This is a genomic window from Alcaligenes sp. SDU_A2 (assembly GCF_038237375.1).
Taxonomy (GTDB): Bacteria; Pseudomonadota; Gammaproteobacteria; order Burkholderiales; family Burkholderiaceae_B; genus Alcaligenes.
The window spans coordinates 2,584,665-2,609,636 of the sequence record NZ_CP151273.1 but is presented as its reverse complement, the minus strand read 5'-3'; the positions used below and the strand labels follow the sequence as shown (position 1 = coordinate 2,609,636).

Here is a 24,972-nt window from a genome sequence, read left to right as displayed (position 1 = left end):
GCTTGCAAGCCTGCACGGGTCGAGATCTAGATACCAGGGAGCCGATGATGGCGAAACGAGAAAGCATCCAGAAGAAACTGCAAAAAGTGCGTCCGCCGCGTGTCCAACTGACTTATGACGTCGAAAAAGGCGATGCCATCGAACAGAAGGAGCTGCCTTTTGTCGTGGGGGTAGTGGGCGATTTCAGCGATCAGTCCGAGGTTGATCTGCCGCGCTTGCGCGATCGCAAGTTCGTAAGCGTAGACCGGGACAATTTTGACGATGTGATGGCCGGCTTGAAACCTCGCACGGCCTTTCAGACCGAGAACCGCCTGACCGAGGAAGGGGGCCGTTTCGGCGTGGACCTGACCTTCGAGTCTATCGACGACTTTCGCCCCGAGGCCGTGGTGCAAAAGGTTCAACCCTTGCGCGAGCTGGTTGAACTGCGCAGCAAGCTTGCGGACCTGCGCAACAAGATGGCGGGCAACGATAGGCTGGAGGACGCTTTGAGCGCGGTGCTGGCCAATACCGAGAAGCTGCGTCAGCTGGAACAAGAAACCGCTGCCCAGGAGGATGACCATGAATAAAGAGTATGCGCTTGCCCAGGAGACAGCACCGGTTGCCGAGCAGGGGGCTGGCTTGTTGGATCAGATTGTGGAAGAAAGCCGGGTCGCCAAATCGCACGAGGAGCATGTGCGCGCCAAGGACATCATCGGCGAACTGGTGAAAGAAGTCATGAAGGGCACGGTGCTGGTATCGGACAATCTGTCGGCCACGCTGGATGCGCGGGTGGCTGAGCTGGATCAATTGATCTCCGAACAGCTCAGTCAGATCATGCATGCGCCGGCCTTTCAGCAACTGGAGAGCACCTGGCGCGGACTGCATTACCTGGTGCAGCAGAGCGAGACCAGCACGACCTTGAAGATCCGCCTGCTCAATGCCAAAAAGCGCGAACTGGTGCGCGACTTCCAGACTGCGATCGAGTTTGACCAGAGCGCCATGTTCAAGAAGGTCTACGAAGAGGAATTCGGCACCTTTGGCGGCGATCCCTTCGGCGTGCTGCTGGGCAATTTCGAGATTACTCGCCAGCCCGAAGATATGTATTTCATCGAACAGATGTCGCACGTGGCCGCAGCTGCGCATGCACCTTTCATTGCTGCCGCTTCGCCCGAGCTGTTGGGTCTGGAGTCCTTTGCCGACCTGGGCAAGCCACGCGACCTGGCCAAGGTATTTGACACGGTGGAGTACGTCAAATGGCGCAGCTTCCGCGAATCCGAGGACTCGCGCTATGTGGGTTTGACCTTGCCGCGATTTCTGGGGCGTCTGCCTTATGACCCTAAGGAAGGCAGTACGGTCGAGGGATTTAACTTTGTCGAGGATGTCGACGGTACCGATCACTCCAAGTACCTCTGGTGCAATGCCGCCTGGGCGTTCGGAGCGCGTCTGACCGACGCTTTTTCCGACTTCGGCTGGTGCGCGGCCATACGCGGTGTCGAAGGCGGCGGGTTGGTCGAGGATCTGCCCACGCATACGTTTCGCACCGATGACGGCGAAGTGGCCCTGAAGTGCCCAACCGAACTGGCGATCACGGACCGACGCGAAAAAGAGTTGAGCGATCTTGGCCTGATTCCGCTGGTGCATTGTAAGAACTCTGATTACGCCGCTTTTTTCGGTGCGCAATCGGTGCAAAAACCCAAGAAGTACAACAGCGACAGTGCCAATGCTAATGCGGTGCTGTCGTCACAACTGCAGTACATCTTCTCGGTTTCTCGGGTGGCGCATTACCTGAAGTCCATGATGCGCGACAAGATCGGCAGTTTCGCATCGGCCCAGTCCGTGGAAAGTTTTCTGAATCGTTGGCTGTCCCAATATGTCTTGCTCGATGACAACGCAAGTCAAGAGCAGAAAGCCCAGTTTCCGTTGCGCGAGGCGTCGGTCACTGTTTCGGAAGTGCCGGGAAAACCCGGCGTATTTCGCGCCGTCGCGTTTTTGCGTCCGCATTTCCAGCTCGACGAGCTCTCGATTTCCCTGCGTCTGGTAGCGGAGCTGCCGGCCCAGGCACAGAAACTCTGAGCTCTTTTTCTTGGTTCGTTCCCGTTCAGCTTAAGAGGAAGCTATGAAAGACATCTACATCAAGTTCGGCTCGCCTGCCATCAAAGGTGAGTCGCAAGACAAGGATCATGCCGATTGGATCGAGGTCAGCTCCTGGAAGCATGACATCATTCAGCCGCGTTCAGCAACCGCTTCCACCGCCGGCGGCCATACGTCCGAGCGCACCGAGCATGGCGACATGGTGTTTGTCAAAGATTTGGATGTGGTCAGTCCGCTGCTGTATCAGCACGCATCCGGCGGCACTACCTTCGATGAGGTGACCATCGATTTCATGCGTGCCGACGGCGAAGGCAAGCGCGTCAAATACCTGGAAGTCAAGCTCAAGAATGCGCTGATCAGTCGCATCACTCCCGCCGTGGAAGTGGAAGGTTTGCCTTCGGAGCGCTTTCACTTGAAGTATGCCGCTGTGCAGTGGAAATACACCCAGCAAAAGATCGGCGGCAACCAGGGCGGCGTGTCTCAGGGGGCCTGGAGCCTGACCAAGAACGACAAGACCTATTCGGTCTGATCGTGTTGATATGACCTCAAGAGAGCGGTTTTTTGCGCAAGAACATAGCGCTCTCTTGTTTGTGGATGGCCAGGATGCCCTGAAGCATGAAAGGTTTTGAACCCACTCTGCTTGACAAGCTGTTCTTTGCCGATGAGGGAGCGGGGCACCAGGTGCGTCGCTTCAATATCGAGGAGCTGAAACAGGCCGTGGCCCGTGATATCGAATCGCTTTTGAATACGCGCATGGTGTTTTCCAAAGATAGTCTCGCTGCGTTTCCGCAGATACGCCGTTCTGTCTTGACTTACGGCATGGACGATTTTTCCGGGCGCAGCCTGGCCAGTCATTATGACCGGCTCTTTATCTGCACATCGCTGGAAAATGCCATTGCCCGGCATGAGCCGCGCCTGCGTAACGTCAAAGTGGCGCTGGAAGTGGATGCCCGGGCCACGGCAGTGCTTTTCTTTGCCATTTCGGCGGTCCTGGATGTCGGGCCGGTGCATGAGCCGGTGACGTTTGACGCGACCCTGCAGCCCACGACCTTGCAGTACGAGGTTAGCCGCGGCCGCGCGCGTACGGCGGGAGCCGATAAGCTGTCCTAAGCGGCCGATGGAATCCATATGCAAGAGTTATTGCCTTATTACGAGCAGGAACTGGCTTTTCTGCGTGGCACATCACGAGAGTTCTCCAAACGCTATCCCAAAATAGCATCGGGGTTGGGGTTGACGGCGGAGGTGTGCGAGGACCCGCATGTCGAGCGTCTGATCGAGTCTTTTGCGCTTCTGACGGCGCGCGTCAGCAAGCGGCTGGACGACGATTATCCGGAGCTGACCCACGCACTGTTTGATGTGCTGTATCCGCATTATTTGCGTCCTTTCCCCTCCTGCTCTATTGCACAGTTCGTGCTTGACCACGATGCGCTGTCCGCTCCCGGTTTGCTGCCTCGGGGGGCGGTGCTCAAGTCCCACGCTGTTCAAGGCGTGACCTGCAGTTTCCGCACGGTCTACGATCTGCCGCTTTTGCCGGTGTGGTTGGATCAGGTGCATTACACCGCCGCGCCGGCGGCACCCAGCAAGGCACGAGTGCATCCTCAAGCAAGCAGTCGCTTGTCGTTGCACCTGAAATCGGCCCTGAAACGCGATGGCGCTGCGTTTCAGCCCCGCCTGCGCTTGTATCTGCATGGGGATGCGTCGCTGGTAGCGGCGTTGCGGGATGCGCTGCTTTTGAAAACCGTGCAGGCCTTCGTCGATGAAGGTCAAGATCAGGATTGGCAACCACTTGAGCAGATCCCGCTTCAGGCATGCGGCTACCAGGAGCACGAATCCCTGATCGACTTTCCTGCCGCCTCGCACCCGGCTTACCGCCTGCTGGCGGAGCATTTTGCCTTTCCCGAAAAATTCAATTTTATCGAACTGGACCTGACCCCTTTGATATCCAGGCTGTCAGGTGGCGGTGGGGTGACGCTGCATTTCATGCTGCAAGGCATTGCCGCTGACTCCAGTCTGGGACGTTTGCTCGAGACCACGACGCGTCATCATGTCCGCACCGACTGCGTGCCCGTCATCAATCTGTTTCACAAGAAGGCAGAGCCCATTCGTCTGACCCATACTGAAGTGGCTTATCCGGTAGTGGCCGATGCGCGTCGCGCCTATGCCTACGAGGTCTACAGTATTGATCGGGTCTGCCAGATCAAGCAGTCGGCGCATGGCGATTCGCTGACCGAATTTAAACCGTTCTATTCACTGCATCACGGGGATTCGCCGGACAGCACGGCGGGGTATTGGCTGGCCCGTCGCAATCCGACGACGGCCCGCATCAGTCCAGGTTACGAAACCGAGCTGACGCTGGTTGATCTGGCCTCCAGCCCGACAACGCCGCAGATCGAGACCTTGAGCCTGGATTTAAGCTGCACCAATCGCGATCTGCCGGCGTTGATTTCTGTGGGACATGCGGGCGGCGACCTGACGCTGGAAGGCGGTTCGCCGGCGCGGGAAATACGCCTGTTGCGTCGGCCTACCCGCAGTTTGCGCTTTCCCATGGGACGGGGGACGCACTGGCGACTGATTTCGCATTTGTCCCTGAACCATCTATCACTGGTTCAGGGCGGGCTGCCGTCTCTGAAGGAAACCCTCAAATTATATGACCTTGCCGGTTCATCGTCCTCGCAACGCCAGATCGACGGTCTGGTGGGGCTGGACTACCAGCCCGCCACTTTATGGATGCCGGGCGAGCCGTTCGCCTCTTTCGTGCGAGGCGTGGAAATTCGCCTGAGCCTGGACATGGATTATTTCGTGGGCAGCAGCCTGCATGCCTTTGTGCGTGTCTTGAACCATTTTTTTGCGCTGTACGTCCATGCCAACAGTTTTGTGCAGCTTCTGGTGCTGGACAGGCGAGATGGGACAGAAATCATGAGGTGTGAACCATGCAACGGCGACTCGATTCTGGTTTGATCGAAGCGTTTCTGCGCAGTCCACAGCGCTTTCGCTTCTTCCAGGCCATGCGCCTGCTGGATCGTTGGGACTGTCATGTCGCCCTGACCCGAGGGCAGGAGCGCGCACCGCCCGTACAGCGCCGTTTTCGCAATTCGACGACCTTGGCCTTTTCGCCCAGCGAAATTGAATCTGTCCAAGCCTATGACCACGAGGGCAAGCCCATTTCGTCTGATCGGCTAAGTCAGGCCATTGCCCAGGGTGATATTGCCGTTGTGGAAATTGTGCCGGCCTTTATGGGGTTGCTGGGTGCGCAGGGTGCTTTGCCGCATCACTACTCCGAACGCGTGATCAACGCTGAAAGCCTGAAACGTCATCCCGGTGCCAAGGCTTTTTTTGATTTGTTTTCCGATCGGCTGGTGGCGCTGTTCTATTCGGGTTGGAAAAAGTACAGGCTGGGCCTGCAGCACGAAAGCCGACCTCGCCAGGCGTATCTGCATGTGCTGCTCTCCCTGGCGGGGTTGGAACATGTTTCTTTGCGCGATCGCCTGGTCCAGGACGGCTGCGGCGATGTCAGCGACGAGGTCCTGGCGCGCTACGCAGGAGCCATACGCCAAAGACCCGTGTCCGCCGTCTATTTGCAGCAGGTGCTGGCGGACTATTTTCGTACGCCGCTGCGCATCGAACAGTTTGTGGGGCATTGGTATCGGGTTCCGGAACAGGCGCGCACACGATTAGGGCAGGTCGGCGCAGTTCTGGGGGCAGCGGCGTATGTGGGTGAGCGCATCTGGCAACGCAACTTGCGACTCAGGCTTTGGATAGGGCCGTTGGAGGCCGACGTTTTTCATGACTTCCTGCCTGGTGGGCAACGGGCGGGGGCGCTGGGCCGGCTGCTCACGCTGCTGGCCGGCGTCACCTACGAGTACGAAGTCCGCCTGATCTTGGCAGGTCAGTCCATACGTCCATGTGTGCTGGATGATGCCGGGGCGGGCCGGCTGGGCTGGAGCACGTTTTTGATTTCCCAGGCGTCCGAGCGGGACCGTTCGGACGCTACTTACGAGCTGCACACGATTCATTGATGTGTTTTATCTACTTTGGTGTCCGGAACCTGGCGGGATGATGAACTCATGGCAACTTCTTTGAAGACTTTGATCGGCAAGCTGAGCGCGACCAGCCGCGCGGCGGCGGAACGCGCAGCCAATCTATGTGTTTCGCTGGGACACCACGAGGTGGACGTGGAGCACCTGAGCTTGGCCCTGCTGGAGCAGCCGGCATCCGATTTTTCAATCGTGTTGCGCCGCAGCGGTATCGATGGCGCGCAGGTGCAGACGCAACTGGAGGCCGAGCTCAAGCGTTTCAAGAGCGGCTGCCAGCGTACGCCAGTCTTTGCCGTGCGTCTGCCAGCGCTGTTCGAGCACGCCTGGCTGATCGCTTCGCTGGATGGAGCCGCAGCGCGTATCCGATCCGGGCATCTGCTGCTGGCTTTGCTTACGGATGAGCAGACCGGTCCGATGATGCGACGCAGCGCCCCAGAATTGGAAGCGGTGCGTCTGGATGAGCTCAAGCATCATTTCGATGCGCTGACCGACGGCTCTCAGGAGCGCCAGGAGTCCGGGGTCTTATTGGGTAGTGCGTCGGTCCCAACGGCGACAGGGGCGCAGGCCAGTCCCGCGCTGGATCAATACACCATTGATCTGACCGAGCGCGCCCGGCAGGGATTGATCGATCCGGTTATCGGCCGGGAGCCGGAGATCCGTCAGTTGATCGACATACTGACGCGGCGGCGGCAGAACAACCCCATCCTGACGGGCGAGGCCGGCGTGGGCAAGACGGCTGTTGTAGAAGGGTTAGCCTTGAAGATTGCCGCTGGACAGGTGCCGCCGTCATTGCAGCCGGTCTGCCTGCGCGTGCTGGACATGGGGCTGTTGCAGGCCGGTGCCAGCGTGAAGGGGGAGTTTGAGAACCGGCTGAAAGGGGTAATCGATGAGGTGCGCCAGAGCTCGGTGCCCGTGGTGTTGTTCGTGGACGAGGCCCACACCTTGATCGGCGCAGGTGGCCAGGCCGGGCAGAACGATGCGGCTAATCTGCTCAAGCCGGCCTTGGCACGCGGCGAGCTGCGCACCATTGCCGCCACCACTTGGAGCGAGTACAAGCAGTATTTTGAAAAAGATGCGGCCTTGGCGCGGCGTTTTCAGCTCGTCAAAGTGGACGAGCCGGACGAGTCCTTGGCGGCCAGTATGTTGCGCGGTATGGTGCCCTTGCTGGAGCGGCATTTCGGCGTGCGGGTCCAGGACGAAGCGGTCGAGGCGGCGGTACGCCTGTCGCATCGTTATATCAGCGCCCGGCAATTGCCGGACAAGGCGGTCAGCGTTCTGGATACGGCCTGCGCAAGGGTAGCTCTGGGACGGAGTACAGAACCGGCCTTGATCGACGAGCATCGTCAGGAGCTGGAGCGCCTGCGGGTTCAGCGTAGCGCCCTGGTGCGTGAACAGGTGGCCGAAGGCGGCCACGCTGACAAGATCGAGGAGTTGGACCAGATACTGGCACAGGGGAGCGCGCGCCTGGCATCCAACGAGGAACGCTATCGCCGAGAAAAAGAGCTGGTCGCACAGATCGATGCCTTGAGGGCGCAACTGGAGGCCGACGCGGCGCAGCCTGGGCAGCAGCAGCTTGTATCCGGCCGCAGCCGGCGCAGTGTCGTATTGACGCCCAAGCAAAAGCAATGGCGCGATCTTCAGGCTAGCTTGCGGGTCGAGCAGGGTGGTCAGCCTCTGGTGCAGGCCCAGGTCGATGCGCAGACGGTGGCCGAGGTAGTGTCGGCCTGGACTGGCATTCCTCTGGGACGCATGATGGCTGACGAAATTCAGGCCGTTTTGTCGTTGAAGCAGCATCTGGCCGAGCGGGTCATCGGCCAGGATCACGCCCTGGAAGCGATCGAGCAACGCATGCTGACTTCTCGCGCCGGGCTGGAAGACCCTCACAAGCCTAAAGGTGTGTTTCTGTTCGTGGGCCCTTCGGGCGTGGGCAAGACCGAAACCGCGCTGGCCTTGGCCGATACCTTGTATGGTGGCGAGCGCAAGCTCATCACTATCAATATGAGCGAATACCAGGAAGCGCACAGCGTATCCGGCCTGAAAGGGTCTCCGCCCGGCTACGTGGGGTACGGCCAGGGCGGGGTGCTGACTGAGGCAGTGCGTCGTCAGCCCTACAGCGTTGTGCTGCTGGATGAAGTCGAGAAAGCCCATCCCGATGTTCTGGAACTGTTTTTTCAGGTCTTTGACAAGGGCTTCATGGACGATGCTCAGGGCCAGGAAATTGATTTCCGCAATACGCTCATCATTCTGACATCCAATGTTGCCTCTAGCGCCATCATGCAGGCGTGTCTGGCGGGTGGCCAGCCCGTCCGTCCCGAACCGGCAGCGCTGCTGCAGGCGATCAATCCCATTCTGTATCGTCAGTTCAAGCCGGCGTTCCTCGGGCGCCTGGCGGTTGTGCCGTTCTATCCGATCGATGACGACTCTCTGGCGCGCATTATCACGCTGAAGCTGCAGCGCATTGCCGATCGCTTTGCGCAGAACCATCAGGCGAGGCTGGAATGGGATGACAGCCTGGTGGACGCGATCTACGCACGCTGCACGGAAGTCGATTCAGGCGCGCGAAATGTGGACAACATTCTTAACGGTAGCCTGTTGCCGGAGATCGCCGGCCATGTACTGAGCCGCATGGCGCAGGGCCAGCCCCTGACGCGGGTGCGTGTCACCGCGCTCAAGAACGGGCAGTTCCGTTACCGGGTCGGATAGGGAGGCAATGGCAGTGTCGTTCTTGGAAACCATCGATCATTTCATCCAAGGGGCCCTGCAGTGGGAACGGCGTCCCGTCACACTGTCCTTCGGACCGGCGCAGGATGTGCTGGGACGCTTTCTGGCCGTGCAGCATGCACGCATTCACGAAAGCTTGATGACCGGCATCCAGGGCGAATTGACGTGCCTGTCTGCCCGCCGCGATCTGTCGCCGCGCCTTTTTTTGGGCGTACCCGTCTCGGTCCGACTGGTCACGGATCAAGGGCGTGAGCATGCCATCAGCGCTATCGTGCAGGACGTGAGCATCGGACAGAGCGATGGGGAGCTATGTGTCTACCGCCTGCGCATCTGCGATGCCTTGTCCTTGATGGACAAGCGCATCAATTCACGCGTCTTTCGGCAACTAGGCGTTGTGGATATTCTGACCATTCTGCTGACGGAATGGCGTCAACGCAGCGCAACGCTGGCGGCGGCCTTTGAGTTCGATATCAGCGGCTTGCACGCGGAACGCTACCCTGCACGGGAACTGACCCGTCAGGTCAACGAATCGGATGCTGCTTTCGTGCGGCGTCTGTTGCGGCGTGACGGCATCACCGCGTTCGTTCGTCCTGGGCAGGCCCAGACCGGAAGCCCACGGGAAGACGATACGCCGGTGCACACGCTGGTATGTTGCGACGATCCCATGTGCCTGCCCCAGGCACCGGCAGGGACGGTACGCCTGCATTCACGCAATGCAGCGGTAGAAGAGCGTGATGCCATTACTCACTTCGCTTTGCATCAACACTTAGTGCCGGGCGCGGCCGGCCGACCGTCCTGGGACTATAAAAAAGCCCGCATGGATGAGTCTTTTGTTCCGGTTAACCTGGAACAGGGAGCACATGGCAATGATCTTGCCCAACTGCTAACCGACGTAGCCATCGACATTCCCCACGTAGGCGACTCATGGAATGACCATGACCGGCTTACGGTAGCCAGGGTCTTGGCGCATCAGGCCCAGGCACAGTGCTATGACGGCATCAGTGCCGTGCGCGATCTGGCCGTCGGGGCCTGGATTCTCTTGGATGATGGAGCGGTCTGGAGCCAGTTGCCGGCTGAACAGCGCCAATTCATGATCACCTCGATCGAACACACGATCTGGAACAACCTGCCCAAGGAGTTGAACGAGCGCGCCTTGGCACTGCTGCCCAGCCAAACAAGCCTTACTGCGGATGGGGGTGGGGGTGTCCCCGTGGCCTGCCCGCAAGAGCCGACGCGCTATCAGAACCGCTTTTCTTGCGTGCGCCGGGGCGCTCCCCTGACACCCCCCTACGACCCTCGCAAAGACTTGCCAGCGGTCCATTTATTGACAGGCACCATTGTCGGCCCCGAGGACGACGAGGTTTTTTGCGACGATCAAGGCCGTGTGCGGGTGCGCATCCATGGCCTGGATGCGGCGGACCATGCGCACGCGCAAGGGGCTGGCGTCAGCGGATCGGCCCGCGACAGTGCGCCGCTGCGTGTGTCGTCTTGCCTGGCCGGTAATGGCTTTGGCGGCCTGTTTCTGCCCCGGATCGGCATGGAGGTCTTACTGGATTGTCTGGGAGGCGATCCAGATCGGCTGGTCATCCTGGGCGTGCTCAGCAACGGTGTTCATCCGCCCACCACCTTCAGTCATACCGGAAATCTGCCTGGGAACCGCTATCTCTCGGGTATCAAGACTCAGGAAATCAAGGGTTCGGCGTATAACCAGCTTCGATTTGACGATACGCCGGGAGAGATCAGCACGCAGCTAGCCAGCGAACAGGCTCACTCCCAGCTTAACTTAGGATTTCTGACGCAACCGCGCCAGCAAGGCAAAGGGCAGGAGCGCGGCGTGGGGGCCGAGTTGCGCACAGACGCGGCGATGGCCTTGCGCGCGGCGCAGGGCATATTGTTGACCACGTATGCGCGCAGTCAGGCCCAGGGCGGGCAATTGGACCGAGAAGAATTGCTGGGTCTGCTGGAGCAGTGTCAGGATCTGTTTCAGGCCTTGGGTTCTTATGCCGGAGAGCATGGTGGGCAGGCAGCCGATACGCAAGGGCAGCAGAATGTATCCGATGCCATGCGCAATTGGTCTGCAACCCCGCCTGCAGCATCATCAAGCGATGCGAGGGCCGACGCCCAGGCGCTGCTAGCCCTAGGCGCACAGGCCGGAACCATCAGCCTGACACCCAAAACGCATCTGACCTTTGCCGGCGAGAACATCGACCAGGTGGCGCAGCAGCACCTGCAATTGATGAGCGGTCAGCGCTTCAATGTCACGGCGGGACAGGGGATACAGCTGTTTGCACGCGGCACAGGGGTGCAGGCGGTGGCCGGTGAAGGTCCAGTGCTGCTGCAAGCCCAGGATGACGCACTGACCGCCAATGCGCAAAAAGGCATGACCCTGACCAGCAACGAAAACGAAGTACTGATCACCGCGCCGGTCATCCGGTTGGTCGCGGCCGACGGCAGTTATATCAAGATCGGCGGCGGCGTCACCGTGGGTACTCAAAAGGACATTCAACTCTTGTCCGCCGCTCATCAATGGGGCGGGCCGTCGAGCGATCAAGCCCAGGTGCCCCGCATGCCCACCAGCAAGATCCGCTTCAAACATTGGATCGGCCTGCATTACCTGGACGCAGAAACCGGCGACAACATGGACAAGGCGGAATACGAGATCCACTTCGAAGATGGTCAGACCATCAGCGGCGCGCTCGATGAGCACGGCCGCGCCTACCACGAGCTGGACAAACGCAAGCCAGTACGTCGCATCATTTATAAAGCCCGTCCCGCCCAAGCCGAACATAAGTTTGATCCGCTAGAAAAACTATTGATGGCCGCTTCGAACGGTCCCACGTCGTTAAAAGGCCGACGTCATGGATGATCTATCGCCCTCTCACAATCCCAACAGCGCAGAGCTGGTCTCCGTAGGGCAATTGCGACGCGCCCTGGCATTCGTCACCGAGCAATACGAAAACCTGAGCGACGGCACCGGCGACGTGCTCGAATGGTTATGGGGTGCCATTCAAGGCGACTTCAACGACGAACGCAGTACCGGGCAGATTGTTTTTGATACCGCTATTTCCATGGTGCCCGGCGTAGACCAGGTCTGCGATGCGCGCGATCTGGTCGCGAACTGCAAAAAAATCAATGAAGACCCCGACGACATAGACGGCTGGATCTTCCTGGGCATGACCCTGATTGGCCTGATTCCCATGGTGGGGTCGCTCATCAAAGGCGTGTTGAAGATTTTTTTCGTCGCCATACGGCGGGCAGCGCCCAATCAGTTAGGCAAGGCCGTGGACGAGGCCATGACCTGGGTTATTACCTTGCTGCGCAAGCGCGAAGTACAAAAATACTGGCGCACACTATTGGGTTGGGACAATGTCTTTGGCGAGCTGGCGCAGCAAGCCACGCAAATACGCAACCGCATCAGCGTATCGACATTGATGCAGGCTTTTGACAGAGGCATTGCACTGTTACAGAACTTGGCCGACATGGTGCGCTACCTTCCCGTTGTGGGCGAACAAGCCCAAGCCACGGTGGCGATGGTACATAAAGTGCGGGTTCTGGCTACCACCCATCTGGATCGTACGCTGGCTCCTTTGCGCAACATTATGGACGCGATTATCCAGCGTCTGCAACTGGAGCAGATTCTGCAGCATCACGGTATTGTTGATATCGGTAATGTGCACTTTCGCGGTGGCTTGCCCGAAGCGCGAGCGGTGACGCTGATGTGGGATACACAGCCGCCACCGGCCTGGTTGAGTCGGGGGGAACCGGAAAGATATAAGCCTTTAGTACCTGCACAGCGATTTACACAGATTACTGAAAATGCTAAAGAAGGCTTTCCCCTGTTGAAAGATCATGAGATCGCCAGTTTCGCCCAAGGCATGACCAAGGCCGAGCTGCGCGGCCCGATGCGCCTGTACCGCGTGGTTTCGCCAGGCAACCAAGCCGCCAGCATGGACTGGGTGACCGAAGAAGTCTGGCAGCAAATCATGAGCAGTCCGGACCCCAAGGCGGCCTGGCGCAAACACCTGGCCGTCTGGCCCGACTGGAATGCCGATGGCCAATTCGTTACTTACGATATTCCGCCCGGCCAGACCCTGAAAGTCTACCGGGGGCCGGCAGCCGCTCAAATTAAAGAAGATGCTCTGCCTAATCACTATCTGGAAGGCGGCTGGGAGCAGATCAAGTTCGATGCCGCCCAGGTGTACGATGCTGCCGGCAACGCCGTCAACACTGTAGGCGGACAGGCGGTGCGCCATACCGACCGGTCGGTTTTCTATCGCAAAGACTACCGCACAGGCGAAATGACGCGCACTGATATGGACTATGCCCAATACAAGCGCCTGCCCGCACAAGAACAATCTCAGTACGAGCCTTTGCGCGAAGAAATCACACATCCCAATATCAGCGGCCCCTTCGACACGGGCTGGGGCTACACCGATTTCGATGCCCAGATGATCGACGCCAAGCTGGGCCTGCCCGCGCTGCCGGGCCAGCTCAGTGAACTCAGACAATAGACCTGCGAGACTGCTCATGACGGCCGACACCACCACCGAATTGCATGCTTGGCACAAGCGCCAGGCCACGTTGATAAACCATTTTGCCTCGCTGGAGTATCTGCAAGGCCTCAAGCCCTTGGTCGATGAACTCATCCTCTGGACTGACGCGGTGCTCAGCCAGCGCGCCCCGTTCGATGCCATCGGCCTGGCCGATCTGCGTTGGTCCCCCACAAGTACCAGCGCCCATTTCAGCACCTATGCCTTCCCCGCGCTGCTTGATTTTCAGCAGAGTATTCAGCGCCAGATTGCTAAAAGGTCGGTTGATATTTATAGCAGCACCGCTGCTTATCAATGCGCTCGCATGTTAAGCGAATACGGGCATTCCATGCTCTGGGCCACCCGCGAGCAAGAAGACGCCTTCCAGGAGAAGTTCGCTCGTATTTATTCTTATGCGGATAAGATCGACGGCATCTTGCGGCGCCCTCCGATATGCGACGATTTTGTTTATTGGGTCATTTGGAACAAATATAAACATTTTTTCCCCCAACTACCAAGATTTCGCATACGCACCGATATCGGGGGCGAAAGCGGCTCCCCACCACCTAGAACCGGCCTTTATGTGCCCCAGACAGATCCCTATGGCGCCCTGCAATTCGCCTGGACAGGCGGATACGGAGAGCTAGGTCCGGTACGCACTCTGAACGATTTGGGCAGGAAAGCCTTGCGCGCTGTCGGACGGGACGGCTTGTGGGACGATCAAGAGGGTTTATTTGCTTTTGCACTCAAACACCAAGATCAAGGCATACAAACAGATGATCTTTTTTCGTCCATATCGCATGAGCCAAGGCGACACCTTGCTCCGCCGGTCGTCGCCATACATACGTTTGATGAACACCCTTGCAAATGGTATTTCGTCGAGCTGATCGAAGGCGAATTCGAAGAACACGATGGCACGTACACGCAGGCTAGTAGCAGCGTTAACGCATCAGTCCATCCCCCGTCCACCCTCGCCGGGCAGCCGTGCCCACGATCGGGCTGGTGGTTCACTCCCGCCAAGAACAACAGCCGAACTCGCTTTGACGAGGGCGATGTCATGCCCGACATGCCCGGTAACCACTACGGTTCAGTGATCTGGCAGTGGGACAGTCATCAAGACAGTCCAAGGTGTTGAGTCACATGGCCCCTGCACCCCCCACCGCTGCTTTTTTGTGGAGCCGGGCTACAGCCAACAAGCTGGACTTGCCCGCGCTGCCGGGCCAGCTCAGTGAACTCAGACAATAGACCTGCGAGACTGCTCATGACGGCCGACACCACCACCGAATTGCATGCTTGGCACAAGCGCCAGGCCACGTTGATCAACCATTTTGCCTCGCTGGAGTATCTGCAAGGCCTCAAGCCCTTGGTCGATGAACTCATCCTCTGGACCGACGCGGTGCTCAGCCAGCGCGCTCCATTCGACGCCATCGGCCTGGCCGATCTGCGTTGGTCCCCCACAAGTACCAGCGCCCATTTCAGCACCTATGCCTTCCCGGCGCTGCTTGATTTTCAGCAGAGTATTCAGCGCCAGATTGCTAAAAGGTCGGTTGATATTTATAGCAGCACCGCTGCTTATCAATGCGCTCGCATGTTGAGTGAATACGGACATTCCATGCTCTGGGCCACCCGCGAACAAGAAGACACCTTCCAGGAGAAGTTCGCTTGTATTTATTCTTATGCGGATAATGCCGACGGTATCTTGCGGCGTTTTCCCACGCGAAACGATTTCTCGTATTGGAACTTATGGAACGAATACAAACATTTGTTTCCCAGACTGCCTCGGTTCAAGATACGCACCGACATTGAGGGCCACAGTGGTTCTGTTCCGCCAAGAACCGGCCTGTACGTCCCGCAGACCGACCCTTATGGTGCCTTGCAATTTGCCTGGACAGGGGGGTATGGAGAACTGGGGCCAGTATGTACCTTGAACGAATTTGGCCACCAAGCGTTACAGGCGGTTGGGCGGCATGGCCTGTGGGATGACGGGCAGGGCTTGTTCGCGTTCGCGCTTGAACACCTGCATCTGGGCATACAAAAAGACGACCTATTTCAGGTTCGATCTAACTTACCTGATTTCAGCACCGTGCCACTAGCGGTATCCCGTCTCAGCATAGAGGAGCAGCCTTGCTCCTGGTATTTCGTCGAGCTGATCGAAGGCGAATTCGAAGAACACGATGGCACATACACGCAGGCTAGCAGCGTCGTTAACGCATCAGTCCATCCCCCGTCCACCCTCGCTGGACAGCCGTGCCCTCGATCGGGCTGGTGGTTCACTCCTGCTAAGAACAACAGCCGAACTCGCTATGACGAAGGCGATGTCATGCCCGACATTCCCGGTAACCACTACGGTTCAGTGATCTGGCAGTGGGACAGCCATCAAGACAGTCCAAGGTGTTGAGTCACATGGCCCCTGCACTCCTCACCGCTTCTTTTTTGTCGAGCCAGACTACAGCCAAGAACATTGTGTCAGTCAGGGTAGCTTTAGCTTGAGTCTTTTTTTGAATTATGCCGATCCGATAAAGAGGTAATGCCAGTGTCGTTCTTGGAAACCATCGATCGTTTTGCACAGGGTGCCCTGCAGTGGGAACGGCGTCCCGTGACCTTGTTTTTCGGACCGGCGCAGGATGTGCTGGGACGCTTTCTGGCCGTGCAGCATGCACGCATTCACGAAAGCTTGATGACCGGCATCCAGGGCGAATTAACGTGCCTGTCTGCCCGCCGCGATCTGTCGCCGCACCTTTTTTTGGGCGTGCCCGTCTCGGTCCGACTGCTCACTGATCAAGGGCGTGAGCATGCCATCAGTGCTATCGTGCAGGACGTGAGCATCGGACAGAGCGATGGGGAGCTATGTGTCTACCGCCTGCGCATCTGCGATGCCTTGTCCTTGATGGACAAGCGCATCAATTCACGCGTCTTTCGGCAACTAGGCGTTGTGGATATTCTGACCATTCTGCTGACGGAATGGCGTCAGCGCAGCGCCACGCTGGCGGCAGCCTTTGAGTTCGATATCAGCGGTTTGCGTGCCGAGCGGTATCCCGTCCGCGAACTGACCCGTCAGGTCAACGAATCGGATGCTGCTTTCGTGCGGCGCTTGCTGCGCCGTGAAGGCATCACGGTATTCATGCGCCATGGGTCGGCACAGGCCCAGAACCGCCAGGGTGACGATGCGCCGGTTCATACATTAGTGTGTTGTGACGATCCCATGAGCCTGCCTCTGGGGCCGGCCGGTACGGTGCGTCTGCATTCACGCAATGCAGCGGTAGAAGAACGTGACGCTATTACCCACTTCGCCTTGCATCAAAGCCTGGCACCGGGCGCGGTCAGCCGCCCGTCCTGGGACTATAAAAAGGCGCGCATGGACGAGTCAGTTGTTCCGGCTGCACAGGAGCAGGGAACCCATGGCAACGATCTGGCTCGCTTATTGACCGATACGGCGATCGACATTCCACATACGGGCGACTCTTGGGACGACCACGACAGGCTTACTCTGGCCCGGGCTCTGGCGCATCAGGGGCAGGCGCAGCGTCATGACGGCATCAGTGCCGTGCGCGATCTGGCCGTCGGGTCCTGGATTTTGCTCGATGACGGGGCTATGTGGAGCCAACTGCCATCCGAGCAGCGTCAGTTCGTGATCACCTCGATCGATCATTCGATCTGGAACAACCTGCCCAAGGAGTTGAACGAGCGCGCCTTGGCACTGCTGCCCAGCCAAACAAGCCTTGCTGTGGATGGGGGAGGGGGGGTCCCCGTGGCCTACCCGCAAGAGCCGACGCGCTATCAGAACCGCTTTTCTTGCGTGCGCCGGGGCGCTCCCCTGACACCCCCCTACGACCCTCGCAAAGACTTGCCAGCGGTCCATTTATTGACAGGCACCATTGTCGGCCCCGAGGACGACGAGGTTTTTTGCGACGATCAAGGCCGTGTGCGGGTGCGCATCCATGGCTTAGACCCTTCTGATCATGCGCACGCGCAAGGGGCTGGCGTCAGCGGATCGGCCCGCGACAGTGCGCCGCTGCGCGTGTCGTCTTGCCTGGCCGGCAATGGCTTTGGCGGCGTATTTCTGCCTCGGATCGGCATGGAGGTTTTGCTGGGATGCCTGGCAGGTGACCCGGACCGCCTAGTGATTTTGGGCGTATTGAGCAATGGCGCGCATCCGCCCACCACCTTCAGCCACACCGGAAATCTGCCTGGGAACCGCTATCTCTCGGGTATCAAGACCCAGGAAATCAAGGGCTCCGCGTACAACCAGCTTCGATTTGACGATACGCCGGGAGAGATCAGCACGCAGCTAGCCAGCGAACAGGCCCACTCCCAGCTTAACTTAGGATTTCTGACGCAACCGCGCCAGCAAGGCAAAGGGCAGGAGCGTGGCGTGGGGGCCGAGTTGCGCACAGACGCGGCGATGGCCTTGCGCGCGGCGCAGGGCATGTTGTTGACCACGTATGCGCGCAGCCAGGCCCAGGGCGGGCAATTGGACCGAGAAGAATTGCTGGGTCTGCTGGAGCAGTGTCAGGATCTGTTCCACGCCTTGGGCTCCTATGCCGGAGAGCATGGTGGGCAGGCAGCCGATACGCAAGGGCAGCAGAATGTGTCCGATGTGCTGCGTACCTGGACATCGACAGAACAGGCCTCGTCGGATAAGACTGTGTCCGCGGCTTCCCAGGCCTTGATGGCCTTTGGCGCGCAGGCGGGTACAGTCAGCCTGACGCCCAAGACGCATCTGACCTTTGCCGGCGAGAACATCGACCAGGTGGCGCAGCAGCACCTGCAACTGATGAGTGGCCAGCGTTTCAATGTCACATCGGGGCAAGGCATGCAGTTGTTTACGCGCGGCACAGGGGTGCAGGCGGTGGCCGGTGAAGGCCCAGTGCTGCTGCAAGCCCAGGACGACGCACTGACAGCCAATGCACAAAAAGGCATGACGCTGACCAGCACCGAAAACGAAGTACTGATCACCGCGCCGGTCATACGGCTGGTTGCGGCCGACGGCAGCTATATCAAGATCGGCGACGGCGTCACGCTGGGCACGCAAGACGATATCCAGCTTCTGGCTGCCTCGCATCAATGGGGCGGGCCGTCGAAGGATCAGGTCGATGTGTCGGCTTTCTCCCGAAAGCCGACCGATCAGCAGTTTCAACTGCATTATCCGGAGCACAGTGCTGATCGGCCTGCGCTGGCCGCCAATCAAGCGTATCGAATCAGTCTGAATGACGGCCGGGTCGTGGAGGGAGTATCCGACGACCAAGGTCGAACCTCTCTGGTGCAGGACGAGGTCATGCGCATCGCTCGTATCGAAATAATGAAGTAGTACGGAATAAGCCCATGCATTGCGTGAAGGAGTCGGAAGGATGGACATCATGTCAGACAACGTGATTGCGCGAGCCTGCGCCTTGACGATGGCGAACCGCCCCGGCATGCGCCAGGTGCAGGTCCCGGCGGATTTGCCGGGCATTGTCATCTTCATCCACGGGGTGAACGATAACGGGGCCAACTATGGCACGGTCGAACAGGGCCTGTGCCAGGGGCTGAATGAGCGTCTGGGGCGCTCGGATATGCGCTCTGGCGTGTATGGACGGCAGTATCAACAGGCCAGGCAGGAGCAGGAGCGTAGTGCAGTCGCCAAGGATGAAGACATCCTTAGTGATCCAGACACTTATCTCCATCAACGCGAGTCAGGGGAAAACGGACCCAGTGTGTTCCTGCCCTTTTACTGGGGTTTGCGGGCGGCTGACCAGGACATCGCCACACTCGACAATCCGGGGCGCATCATTAGCCGTCAGGCTGACGAGAACGGCCGCCTGATGACGCGCGGCCAGTATCAGGATGTGCATGGCAATCGGCTGGATGCGAATTTCGCCAAGGGCGGCGGTTTTTTTGCCAATGCCACCAACAACATCCCGCAAATGTATGAACCGGGTTTTTTGCTTGGGGGTATCGAAAAGTTTGCTATGCACAACGCCTTGGGCGGCAAGGCCGTGTATGCCGGCACGGCCCCCGATCGACGCTATTTTGTGCTGGCTGCTACTCGCCTGGCACATCTGATCAAGACGATTCGCCAGGCCAAGCTGGAACTGCGCTCGGGCCAGAGCCCCCAAAACGAAACCATCACCATCATGGGCCACAGCCAGGGCAGCATCATTACCTTGTTGGCCCAGGCCCTGCTCAAGAGCTGGGGTGAGCGCTGCGTTGATTGCATCATCATGGTGGACACGCCGTACAGTTTGCATGCCACGGACCGCGATGGTCATCTGACGGGCCGCAGCAAGCTCAAGACTTTGGTGGATATTGTCAATGCGGTCACCGCTAAGCCTCATAGTGTGCCGGCCTTGGCCGATTTGATGCTGTCGTCGGAGCAGTCGTGCGGGCGCTCCGGGCCGCGCTGGAGTGCGAGTCAGGGCGAACGCCTGGACAAGAGCGGCCAGGAATGGATTACCTTCAAAGAGCGTGACAACCGCGGCAAGGTCTATCTGTACTTTTGCCCCGAGGATACGGTCACCGGCATGAAAAAAATACAGGGCATCGGCACTTTTGGGGTGCCTGATACGGTGCAGGATGAAAAGGGACCGTCACTGGATGCTATGGAGGCATTGAAAGAGCAACGATTTTTTCAGCGCATGTGGACCCGACTAAGACGCTGGGACTCGAAAACAGGGCAGCTCCATCCGGTAGCGGTAGGTTTGTCTGCCGGACGCATGCGGGTGCGCGAGGTTCATCAGCGGCGCAAGCCCGGACCGGATACGGATGGGACCGTGTGGGGTACGGCTGTGGAAAGTGGCAAGGCCGCGTATTTGCAGGCTTCGTTCGAGCAGAACAGCGAACGTCTCATCAATGGCGAGGTTCTGACGCCGCCGCACGAACCTGAACTGCATGGCGGCGAGGCCGTGCGCGGCGGGCAGCGCCCCGGCCATGCAGACGTGGCCGGCAAGCTCTGGCTGGACGAGGTGGGCCAGAATGTAGCGCTGGGGAATCAATACGCCTCGTTTCACTGGGTGGCTGTCCAGTCCGTTCATGAGTTCCCGCTCGACTTGACGCCCTACAAGACAGCGTTCAACGAAGGCAAGGCCCGGGACGACCAGGCGCACAACTGGCGCTTTACGCCACGGCCTGGGGATTGGGATCGCAGCGGGACGGTAGAGCGTGAAGAAACGCCTAATGAGGCCCGTGCGCGGCTGGCGCAGGATCCGGATGAGCTGGAGTCGAATAACTATCACTCCGCTATTTTGCGCAGCGCCGAGAACCATCGCTGGGTCACGGCCATGGACGTGGCCGTGGGTCAGGCGATCACGCTGGATAATTCAAACTGGCGGAAACTGTTGTATTTGATGGCGGATTGGCGAGAAAAAGAGATGGATGGCTTTCTTAAAAATCCGTGTTTCAAGAATTTATCGGCTGATACGCGGGCGTTGATCGAAGCGTGTGTTTTGTATTACCGGAAAGGCATTTTTCCTGACCAGAGCCATGTAGCTGTTTCGCCGCCGCCCTTGGTGGATTGCGAGCTGACGGCGGATGGGCAGGCCTTGCAAGGGCAAGCAGGCGGTCATACACGGAGTGGGCAGCCATGACGCCGCGCCTACGACGATATGTGACTCTCTTTATCCTGGCGTGCCTGGTCTGGGCAATCGGGATATGGGTATTGACGGAACTATTTTGGCAAGAGGAGCGGGCGCAGATGGGAGTACAGATACGCAACGGAATCATGGCAATCGCCGCCCTAGGTTTGTTGACTTATGGCGTGCATGGTCTCAGTTCAAAAAACCAGCCTACCCTGACGCAGGCTACGCCGCCCGTGCCGACTGAACCGCAAGGTTTCAATGGCTCGCCCGCCATGCTGGCGCGGACCGGCGCCGATTATGTGCTGGAGGTGCGAGGGATGGGGGTGGTGACCGAACATGCCACCAATCGCGAGATTTGGCAGAAAATCGAGGAGAAGGCCGATAATTTTGCGACGTATATGTCGCAAAATATCGATGATTATTTTGCAACGGATACCAGACGCATATCCGAATTGGGAGCGTCCAGTAACACTAGTTTCAAAGCGGGCGCAAAACACGCCGTTAGCCATTGGCCCGTGCCAGTGCTGATCTGGGAGCCCCCCAAGCATATTGACGCGACCCGGCCTTCTTCTCGCCTGGCCGGTTTACGGCAAGGGGCCAGCCTGGGGGTGCATTTGCTGCTGTGGGAGGACGATGCCAACACCGAGGATGGTGTGCTGATGTTGGAGCGGGTGTTTGCGTTTTTTGATACGCATCCGGATGTGCCTGAAGCCTTGTTGGTCAGTCAGGACGGCTCCATGCGCCGTTCCTTGTTGCGTACCCCTGGGCATACGAGTTTGCCATCGGAGGGTAAAGTCATCCCACCCATGCCTGACAGCATCGCCACTTTACTGGTGGCGCGTTCGGATCGCGTGGACGCGCGCATCCGCCCTTATGCCGTGGCGCAGAGCGGGCCGGTCAATCGCAACACCACGGATCTGGACATTACCCGCTTGTGGAACTTCTACTGGGAAAATGATAGGGATCAAGGACCGGATAGTTTTTATGCGCATTCCAAAGCGCAGGAGGCGGCGTTGGGCTCTCAATGGCCCATTAGCGCTGATTACATGTCCTCGGAGTGGTGGCACCGCATCCTGCCCCGCTTGTGGTCGACCTTGAGCAACGACGGCCCAGGGGAGTTCACCCCGTCGCCCTACATCCCCGTGCGCTGGACCACCTGGCAGGTGCGCCAGTTCGACCAGGCACCCTTGCTGGGCTATCTGCATCGGCCTGTGACAGTGTCCTTAAGTAAAGAAGACGGCCAGCCGTTGCGTCAGGCGGATCAGGCGGGCGCGATCAAAGCCGGCTGGGAGCAGGCGTTGGCGGCCCTGCCGGCGGGGCAGGCGCCGGTGCGGGTGTTCTACGACACCACGGGCGATGCGCGTTCGGTCATCCCCCTGAATCAGGCGCTGGCCCAGATCGGCCCGCACGTGCCGGATCTAAACCATGTAAAAGAAGGCTACGACATAGGCCGACGCATCGGCAATACTGGCATCAGCTCGCCGCTGGTGCAGATCGGACTGGGGCTGGTGGCCAGCTACCAGCAAGGCGGGGTCAGCGCGACGGTACACCGTCGCCCGGATGGCACCGCCACCCTCATCATGGTCAGCCCGCCCGAAGACGAAATCAAAGCCGCCTGGGCGGCCAAGACGAACAACAGCAATCCGTTCCGTTAAATATAGTCAAAAGGAGTCCAAGCTTATGCGCGGCGTGATTCGAGTGGAGGACCTGACCGACAAGGGCTGCCAGGTCTTGACAGGCAATGAGCAGTCTCAGGTCTTGGGGAAGGCAGTCGCCCGGGTCGGAGACCAATGTCGTTGCACGTCGAGCCCTGGCATCTGCTTTATTGTGGAGGGCGACGAGCGAGTTAAAGTAAAAGGACGATCCTTGGCGTTTGACGGTCACCATACCTCCTGCGGAGCGCGGCTGATTTCCTCTTGCGGTCACTCCGGGACAATTTGACGGGCGCGACTGAATCGCGGCGCTGGAGTCTTCCCAAAAAAATCGTGTGCATATTCCGCTAGAATCCGTCATTGACGAGTTCTGATTACAATGGAGTATTGCTATGCCCACGCTGTATGGTCTCAAGAACTGCAGCACCTGCCAGAAGGCGCAGGCCTGGTTCAAGCAGCACGGCCTGCCGCTGGATTTCGTGGATTACCGCGATCATCCTATAGAGCCGGCCCGTTTGCAGGCCTGGTCACAGGAGCTGGGTGGTTGGCCCAAGCTGGTCAATCGAGCCTCCATGACCTGGCGGCAGTTGCCCGACGAACGCAAAGACCCGCAAAGCGATGCGCAGTGGCTGGCTTTGATTGCCGAATTTCCGGCATTGGTGCGTCGGCCCGTGTTGGTGACGGCACAAGACGAGGTCAGCGTGGGTTTCAACGAAGGCAAATTTGCCGCTCGTTTTCTTTGAATTTTGATCTGGCGGCCTGGTCGTGCAGGTCTGCGCGGACGCGGACGGTTCCCATCGCGCCGCCCGGCCAAGGCTTCCGGTTTTTTGTGATTAACCATGTATACACAGTCCGAATTGAAACAGCAGGTGGCTCAGGCTGCCGTCGATTACATCCTGCCTTTGCTGACGCCCGATGCCATCCTGGGCGTAGGCACAGGTTCCACCGTCGATGTATTTATTGATGCGTTGGCTGCGCACAAGCACCGCTTCAAGGCGGCGGCCTCCAGCTCGAACCGCTCTACCGAACGCATGCAGGCTTTGGGCATTGCCGTGCAGGATCTGAATACGATCGAGCGCATGGACTGGTATGTCGATGGTGCCGATGAGCTCGATGGCCAACTGAATATGACTAAAGGCGGCGGCGGCGCGCTGACGCGCGAGAAAATCGTGGCCTCGGTGGCCGACAAGTTCTTGTGCATCGTGGACGAGTCCAAGCTGGTCGAGCGTCTGGGGGCATTTGCTTTGCCGGTCGAGGTGATTCCTATGGCCCTGAACGCGGTGGCGCGTCAGTTGCGCGAACTGGGTGGGCAGCCTGTGGAGCGTGCCGGATTCGTTACCGACAACGGCGGCTTGATACTGGATGTGGCCGGTCTGTCTATTGCTGATCCGGCGGCGCTGGAAGCGCGCATCAACAACATTCCGGGCGTGATCTGTTGCGGCCTGTTCGCCCTGAAGCCGGCCAGTGTGGCTTTGGTGGCCGGGCAGCAGGGGGTGCGCGTGCTTACAGGCGCAGGTTTCTGAACCTTAACGTCTCTGTCATAATTTGTGCTTAAGCTAGGTGTCTGACCCAGCGCTTGGCGAAAGCCACTTCGCCGTTACAGAAGGCCACTATGAACGAACATACCAATAAGCAGTTCCATTCCGACCTGGAAGCCACCCGTTCGCTATTTTTGCAGATGGGCGGCATTGTGGAGTCCATGGTCCGTAGCGCCACGGATGCTCTGCTGACCGGAGACATGTCTCTGGTCGATCTGGTCCGCGAACGTGAAAAGGAAGTCAATCGTCTGGAAGTCGAGATCGACGAGCGCATCACCAATCTGATCGCCCGCAATCAGCCGACCGCCATCGACCTGCGCTTGCTGTTGTCGATATCCAAGATGTTGACTGACATGGAGCGTTGCGGCGACGAGGCCGAGCGCATCGCCAAGATGGCGCGTCGTCTGCATGAAAGCACGGTGGGTTACGAGCCAGTGGTTGAATTGCGCCACATGAGCGCCTCGGTGGCCGGCATGATTCACGATGCCTTGGATGCCTTTGCGCGCCAGGATGCGGTGCATGCCGCCCAGATCGTGCGTAGCGACAAAGAAGTGGATCGCGAGTGGAAAGGTTCGCTGCGCCACATCATTACCTACATGATTGAAGATCCGCGCACCATTTCGCATTCCATCGATTTGATCTTCATTGCCCGTGCTCTGGAGCGTATCGGCGACCATGCCAAAAACATGGCCGAACGTGTCATCTATATGGTGCGTGGCGATGATGTGCGCCATACCGGCGTCAAGAACACCGAGCGCACCGCGCGCGGCGAGCCTTTGCCGCAAGAGCAAGACACGGAATAAGTCTTTTACAGACTGTTTGCTGCCAACAAAAACACCTGCCGCGGCAGGTGTTTTTGCGTGGTGACGGCATTA

General features: G+C 58.8%; 18 protein-coding genes. All 18 read left to right on the top strand.

Translation table 11 applies throughout. From position 1 onward, the window contains the following. Positions 1-47: 47 nt before the first annotated feature. Positions 48-566, top strand: coding sequence for a type VI secretion system contractile sheath small subunit (gene tssB / locus AADW57_RS12050; RefSeq protein ID WP_341667139.1), 519 nt, complete (start codon positions 48-50; stop codon positions 564-566). Then, complete coding sequence (gene tssC, locus AADW57_RS12045) at positions 559-2,052, top strand: type VI secretion system contractile sheath large subunit (RefSeq protein ID WP_341667138.1); 1,494 nt, start codon at positions 559-561, stop codon at positions 2,050-2,052. The genes tssB and tssC overlap by 8 nt, the downstream gene beginning before the upstream one ends. Positions 2,053-2,095: 43 nt before the next feature. Continuing rightward, the gene (locus AADW57_RS12040; RefSeq protein ID WP_341667137.1) at positions 2,096-2,599 is read left to right on the top strand and encodes an Hcp family type VI secretion system effector; all 504 of its coding nucleotides are present in this window, start codon (positions 2,096-2,098) and stop codon (positions 2,597-2,599) included. Positions 2,600-2,685: 86 nt separating this feature from the next. Further along, positions 2,686-3,180: a type VI secretion system baseplate subunit TssE gene (gene tssE / locus AADW57_RS12035; protein ID WP_341667136.1), complete on the top strand. Its 495-nt coding sequence runs from the start codon at positions 2,686-2,688 to the stop codon at positions 3,178-3,180. Between the two features lie 18 nt (positions 3,181-3,198). After that, the gene (gene tssF, locus AADW57_RS12030) at positions 3,199-5,028 is read left to right on the top strand and encodes a type VI secretion system baseplate subunit TssF (protein WP_341667135.1); all 1,830 of its coding nucleotides are present in this window, start codon (positions 3,199-3,201) and stop codon (positions 5,026-5,028) included. Next, on the top strand, positions 5,001-6,086 hold the full coding sequence (gene tssG, locus AADW57_RS12025; protein WP_341667134.1) for a type VI secretion system baseplate subunit TssG: 1,086 nt from the start codon (positions 5,001-5,003) through the stop codon (positions 6,084-6,086). Before tssF ends, tssG begins: the two co-directional genes overlap by 28 nt. 48 nt (positions 6,087-6,134) lie before the next feature. Further along, the gene (tssH, locus tag AADW57_RS12020; protein WP_341667133.1) at positions 6,135-8,807 is read left to right on the top strand and encodes a type VI secretion system ATPase TssH; all 2,673 of its coding nucleotides are present in this window, start codon (positions 6,135-6,137) and stop codon (positions 8,805-8,807) included. A gap of 7 nt (positions 8,808-8,814) precedes the next feature. Continuing rightward, complete coding sequence (locus tag AADW57_RS12015; RefSeq protein WP_341667132.1) at positions 8,815-11,691, top strand: type VI secretion system Vgr family protein; 2,877 nt, start codon at positions 8,815-8,817, stop codon at positions 11,689-11,691. Beyond that, entirely contained in the window at positions 11,684-13,336 is a 1,653-nt protein-coding gene (locus AADW57_RS12010) for a hypothetical protein (protein ID WP_341667131.1), read from the top strand. Before AADW57_RS12015 ends, AADW57_RS12010 begins: the two co-directional genes overlap by 8 nt. 16 nt (positions 13,337-13,352) lie before the next feature. Continuing rightward, positions 13,353-14,489: a hypothetical protein gene (locus AADW57_RS12005; RefSeq protein WP_341667130.1), complete on the top strand. Its 1,137-nt coding sequence runs from the start codon at positions 13,353-13,355 to the stop codon at positions 14,487-14,489. Between the two features lie 126 nt (positions 14,490-14,615). Then, positions 14,616-15,752 carry a hypothetical protein gene (locus AADW57_RS12000; RefSeq protein WP_341667129.1) on the top strand — a complete coding sequence of 379 codons (1,137 nt, stop codon included), beginning with the start codon at positions 14,616-14,618 and terminating at the stop codon, positions 15,750-15,752. Between the two features lie 129 nt (positions 15,753-15,881). Further along, a complete protein-coding gene (locus tag AADW57_RS11995) occupies positions 15,882-18,662 on the top strand; it encodes a type VI secretion system Vgr family protein (RefSeq protein WP_341667128.1) in 2,781 nt (926 codons plus the stop codon). 40 nt (positions 18,663-18,702) lie between these two features. After that, positions 18,703-20,916 carry a T6SS effector phospholipase Tle3 domain-containing protein gene (locus tag AADW57_RS11990; RefSeq protein WP_341667127.1) on the top strand — a complete coding sequence of 738 codons (2,214 nt, stop codon included), beginning with the start codon at positions 18,703-18,705 and terminating at the stop codon, positions 20,914-20,916. Between the two features lie 107 nt (positions 20,917-21,023). Further along, a complete protein-coding gene (locus AADW57_RS11985; protein ID WP_341667126.1) occupies positions 21,024-22,562 on the top strand; it encodes a type VI lipase adapter Tla3 domain-containing protein in 1,539 nt (512 codons plus the stop codon). A gap of 25 nt (positions 22,563-22,587) precedes the next feature. After that, positions 22,588-22,848 (top strand): PAAR domain-containing protein, encoded by a 261-nt coding sequence (locus AADW57_RS11980; protein ID WP_341667125.1) that lies wholly within the window; start codon positions 22,588-22,590, stop codon positions 22,846-22,848. Between the two features lie 97 nt (positions 22,849-22,945). Continuing rightward, complete coding sequence (locus tag AADW57_RS11975) at positions 22,946-23,302, top strand: Spx/MgsR family RNA polymerase-binding regulatory protein (protein ID WP_341669695.1); 357 nt, start codon at positions 22,946-22,948, stop codon at positions 23,300-23,302. A gap of 96 nt (positions 23,303-23,398) precedes the next feature. Continuing rightward, positions 23,399-24,082, top strand: a complete 684-nt coding sequence (rpiA, locus tag AADW57_RS11970; RefSeq protein WP_341667124.1) for a ribose-5-phosphate isomerase RpiA — start codon at positions 23,399-23,401, stop codon at positions 24,080-24,082. A gap of 89 nt (positions 24,083-24,171) precedes the next feature. After that, positions 24,172-24,900: a phosphate signaling complex protein PhoU gene (gene phoU / locus AADW57_RS11965; RefSeq protein WP_341667123.1), complete on the top strand. Its 729-nt coding sequence runs from the start codon at positions 24,172-24,174 to the stop codon at positions 24,898-24,900. Positions 24,901-24,972 lie beyond the last annotated feature (72 nt).

Coding starts and splice junctions, on each gene's coding strand:
- AADW57_RS12000 (WP_341667129.1), top strand. CDS start 14,616: ATGACGGCCGACACCACCACCGAATTGCATGCTTGGCACAAGCGCCAG.
- AADW57_RS12005 (WP_341667130.1), top strand. CDS start 13,353: ATGACGGCCGACACCACCACCGAATTGCATGCTTGGCACAAGCGCCAG.
- AADW57_RS12040 (WP_341667137.1), top strand. CDS start 2,096: ATGAAAGACATCTACATCAAGTTCGGCTCGCCTGCCATCAAAGGTGAG.
- tssC (WP_341667138.1), top strand. CDS start 559: ATGAATAAAGAGTATGCGCTTGCCCAGGAGACAGCACCGGTTGCCGAG.
- AADW57_RS11985 (WP_341667126.1), top strand. CDS start 21,024: ATGGGAGTACAGATACGCAACGGAATCATGGCAATCGCCGCCCTAGGT.
- AADW57_RS12015 (WP_341667132.1), top strand. CDS start 8,815: ATGGCAGTGTCGTTCTTGGAAACCATCGATCATTTCATCCAAGGGGCC.
- tssH (WP_341667133.1), top strand. CDS start 6,135: ATGGCAACTTCTTTGAAGACTTTGATCGGCAAGCTGAGCGCGACCAGC.
- AADW57_RS11990 (WP_341667127.1), top strand. CDS start 18,703: ATGGACATCATGTCAGACAACGTGATTGCGCGAGCCTGCGCCTTGACG.
- AADW57_RS11980 (WP_341667125.1), top strand. CDS start 22,588: ATGCGCGGCGTGATTCGAGTGGAGGACCTGACCGACAAGGGCTGCCAG.
- phoU (WP_341667123.1), top strand. CDS start 24,172: ATGAACGAACATACCAATAAGCAGTTCCATTCCGACCTGGAAGCCACC.
- tssF (WP_341667135.1), top strand. CDS start 3,199: ATGCAAGAGTTATTGCCTTATTACGAGCAGGAACTGGCTTTTCTGCGT.
- tssG (WP_341667134.1), top strand. CDS start 5,001: ATGCAACGGCGACTCGATTCTGGTTTGATCGAAGCGTTTCTGCGCAGT.
- tssB (WP_341667139.1), top strand. CDS start 48: ATGGCGAAACGAGAAAGCATCCAGAAGAAACTGCAAAAAGTGCGTCCG.
- AADW57_RS12010 (WP_341667131.1), top strand. CDS start 11,684: ATGGATGATCTATCGCCCTCTCACAATCCCAACAGCGCAGAGCTGGTC.
- tssE (WP_341667136.1), top strand. CDS start 2,686: ATGAAAGGTTTTGAACCCACTCTGCTTGACAAGCTGTTCTTTGCCGAT.
- rpiA (WP_341667124.1), top strand. CDS start 23,399: ATGTATACACAGTCCGAATTGAAACAGCAGGTGGCTCAGGCTGCCGTC.
- AADW57_RS11995 (WP_341667128.1), top strand. CDS start 15,882: ATGCCAGTGTCGTTCTTGGAAACCATCGATCGTTTTGCACAGGGTGCC.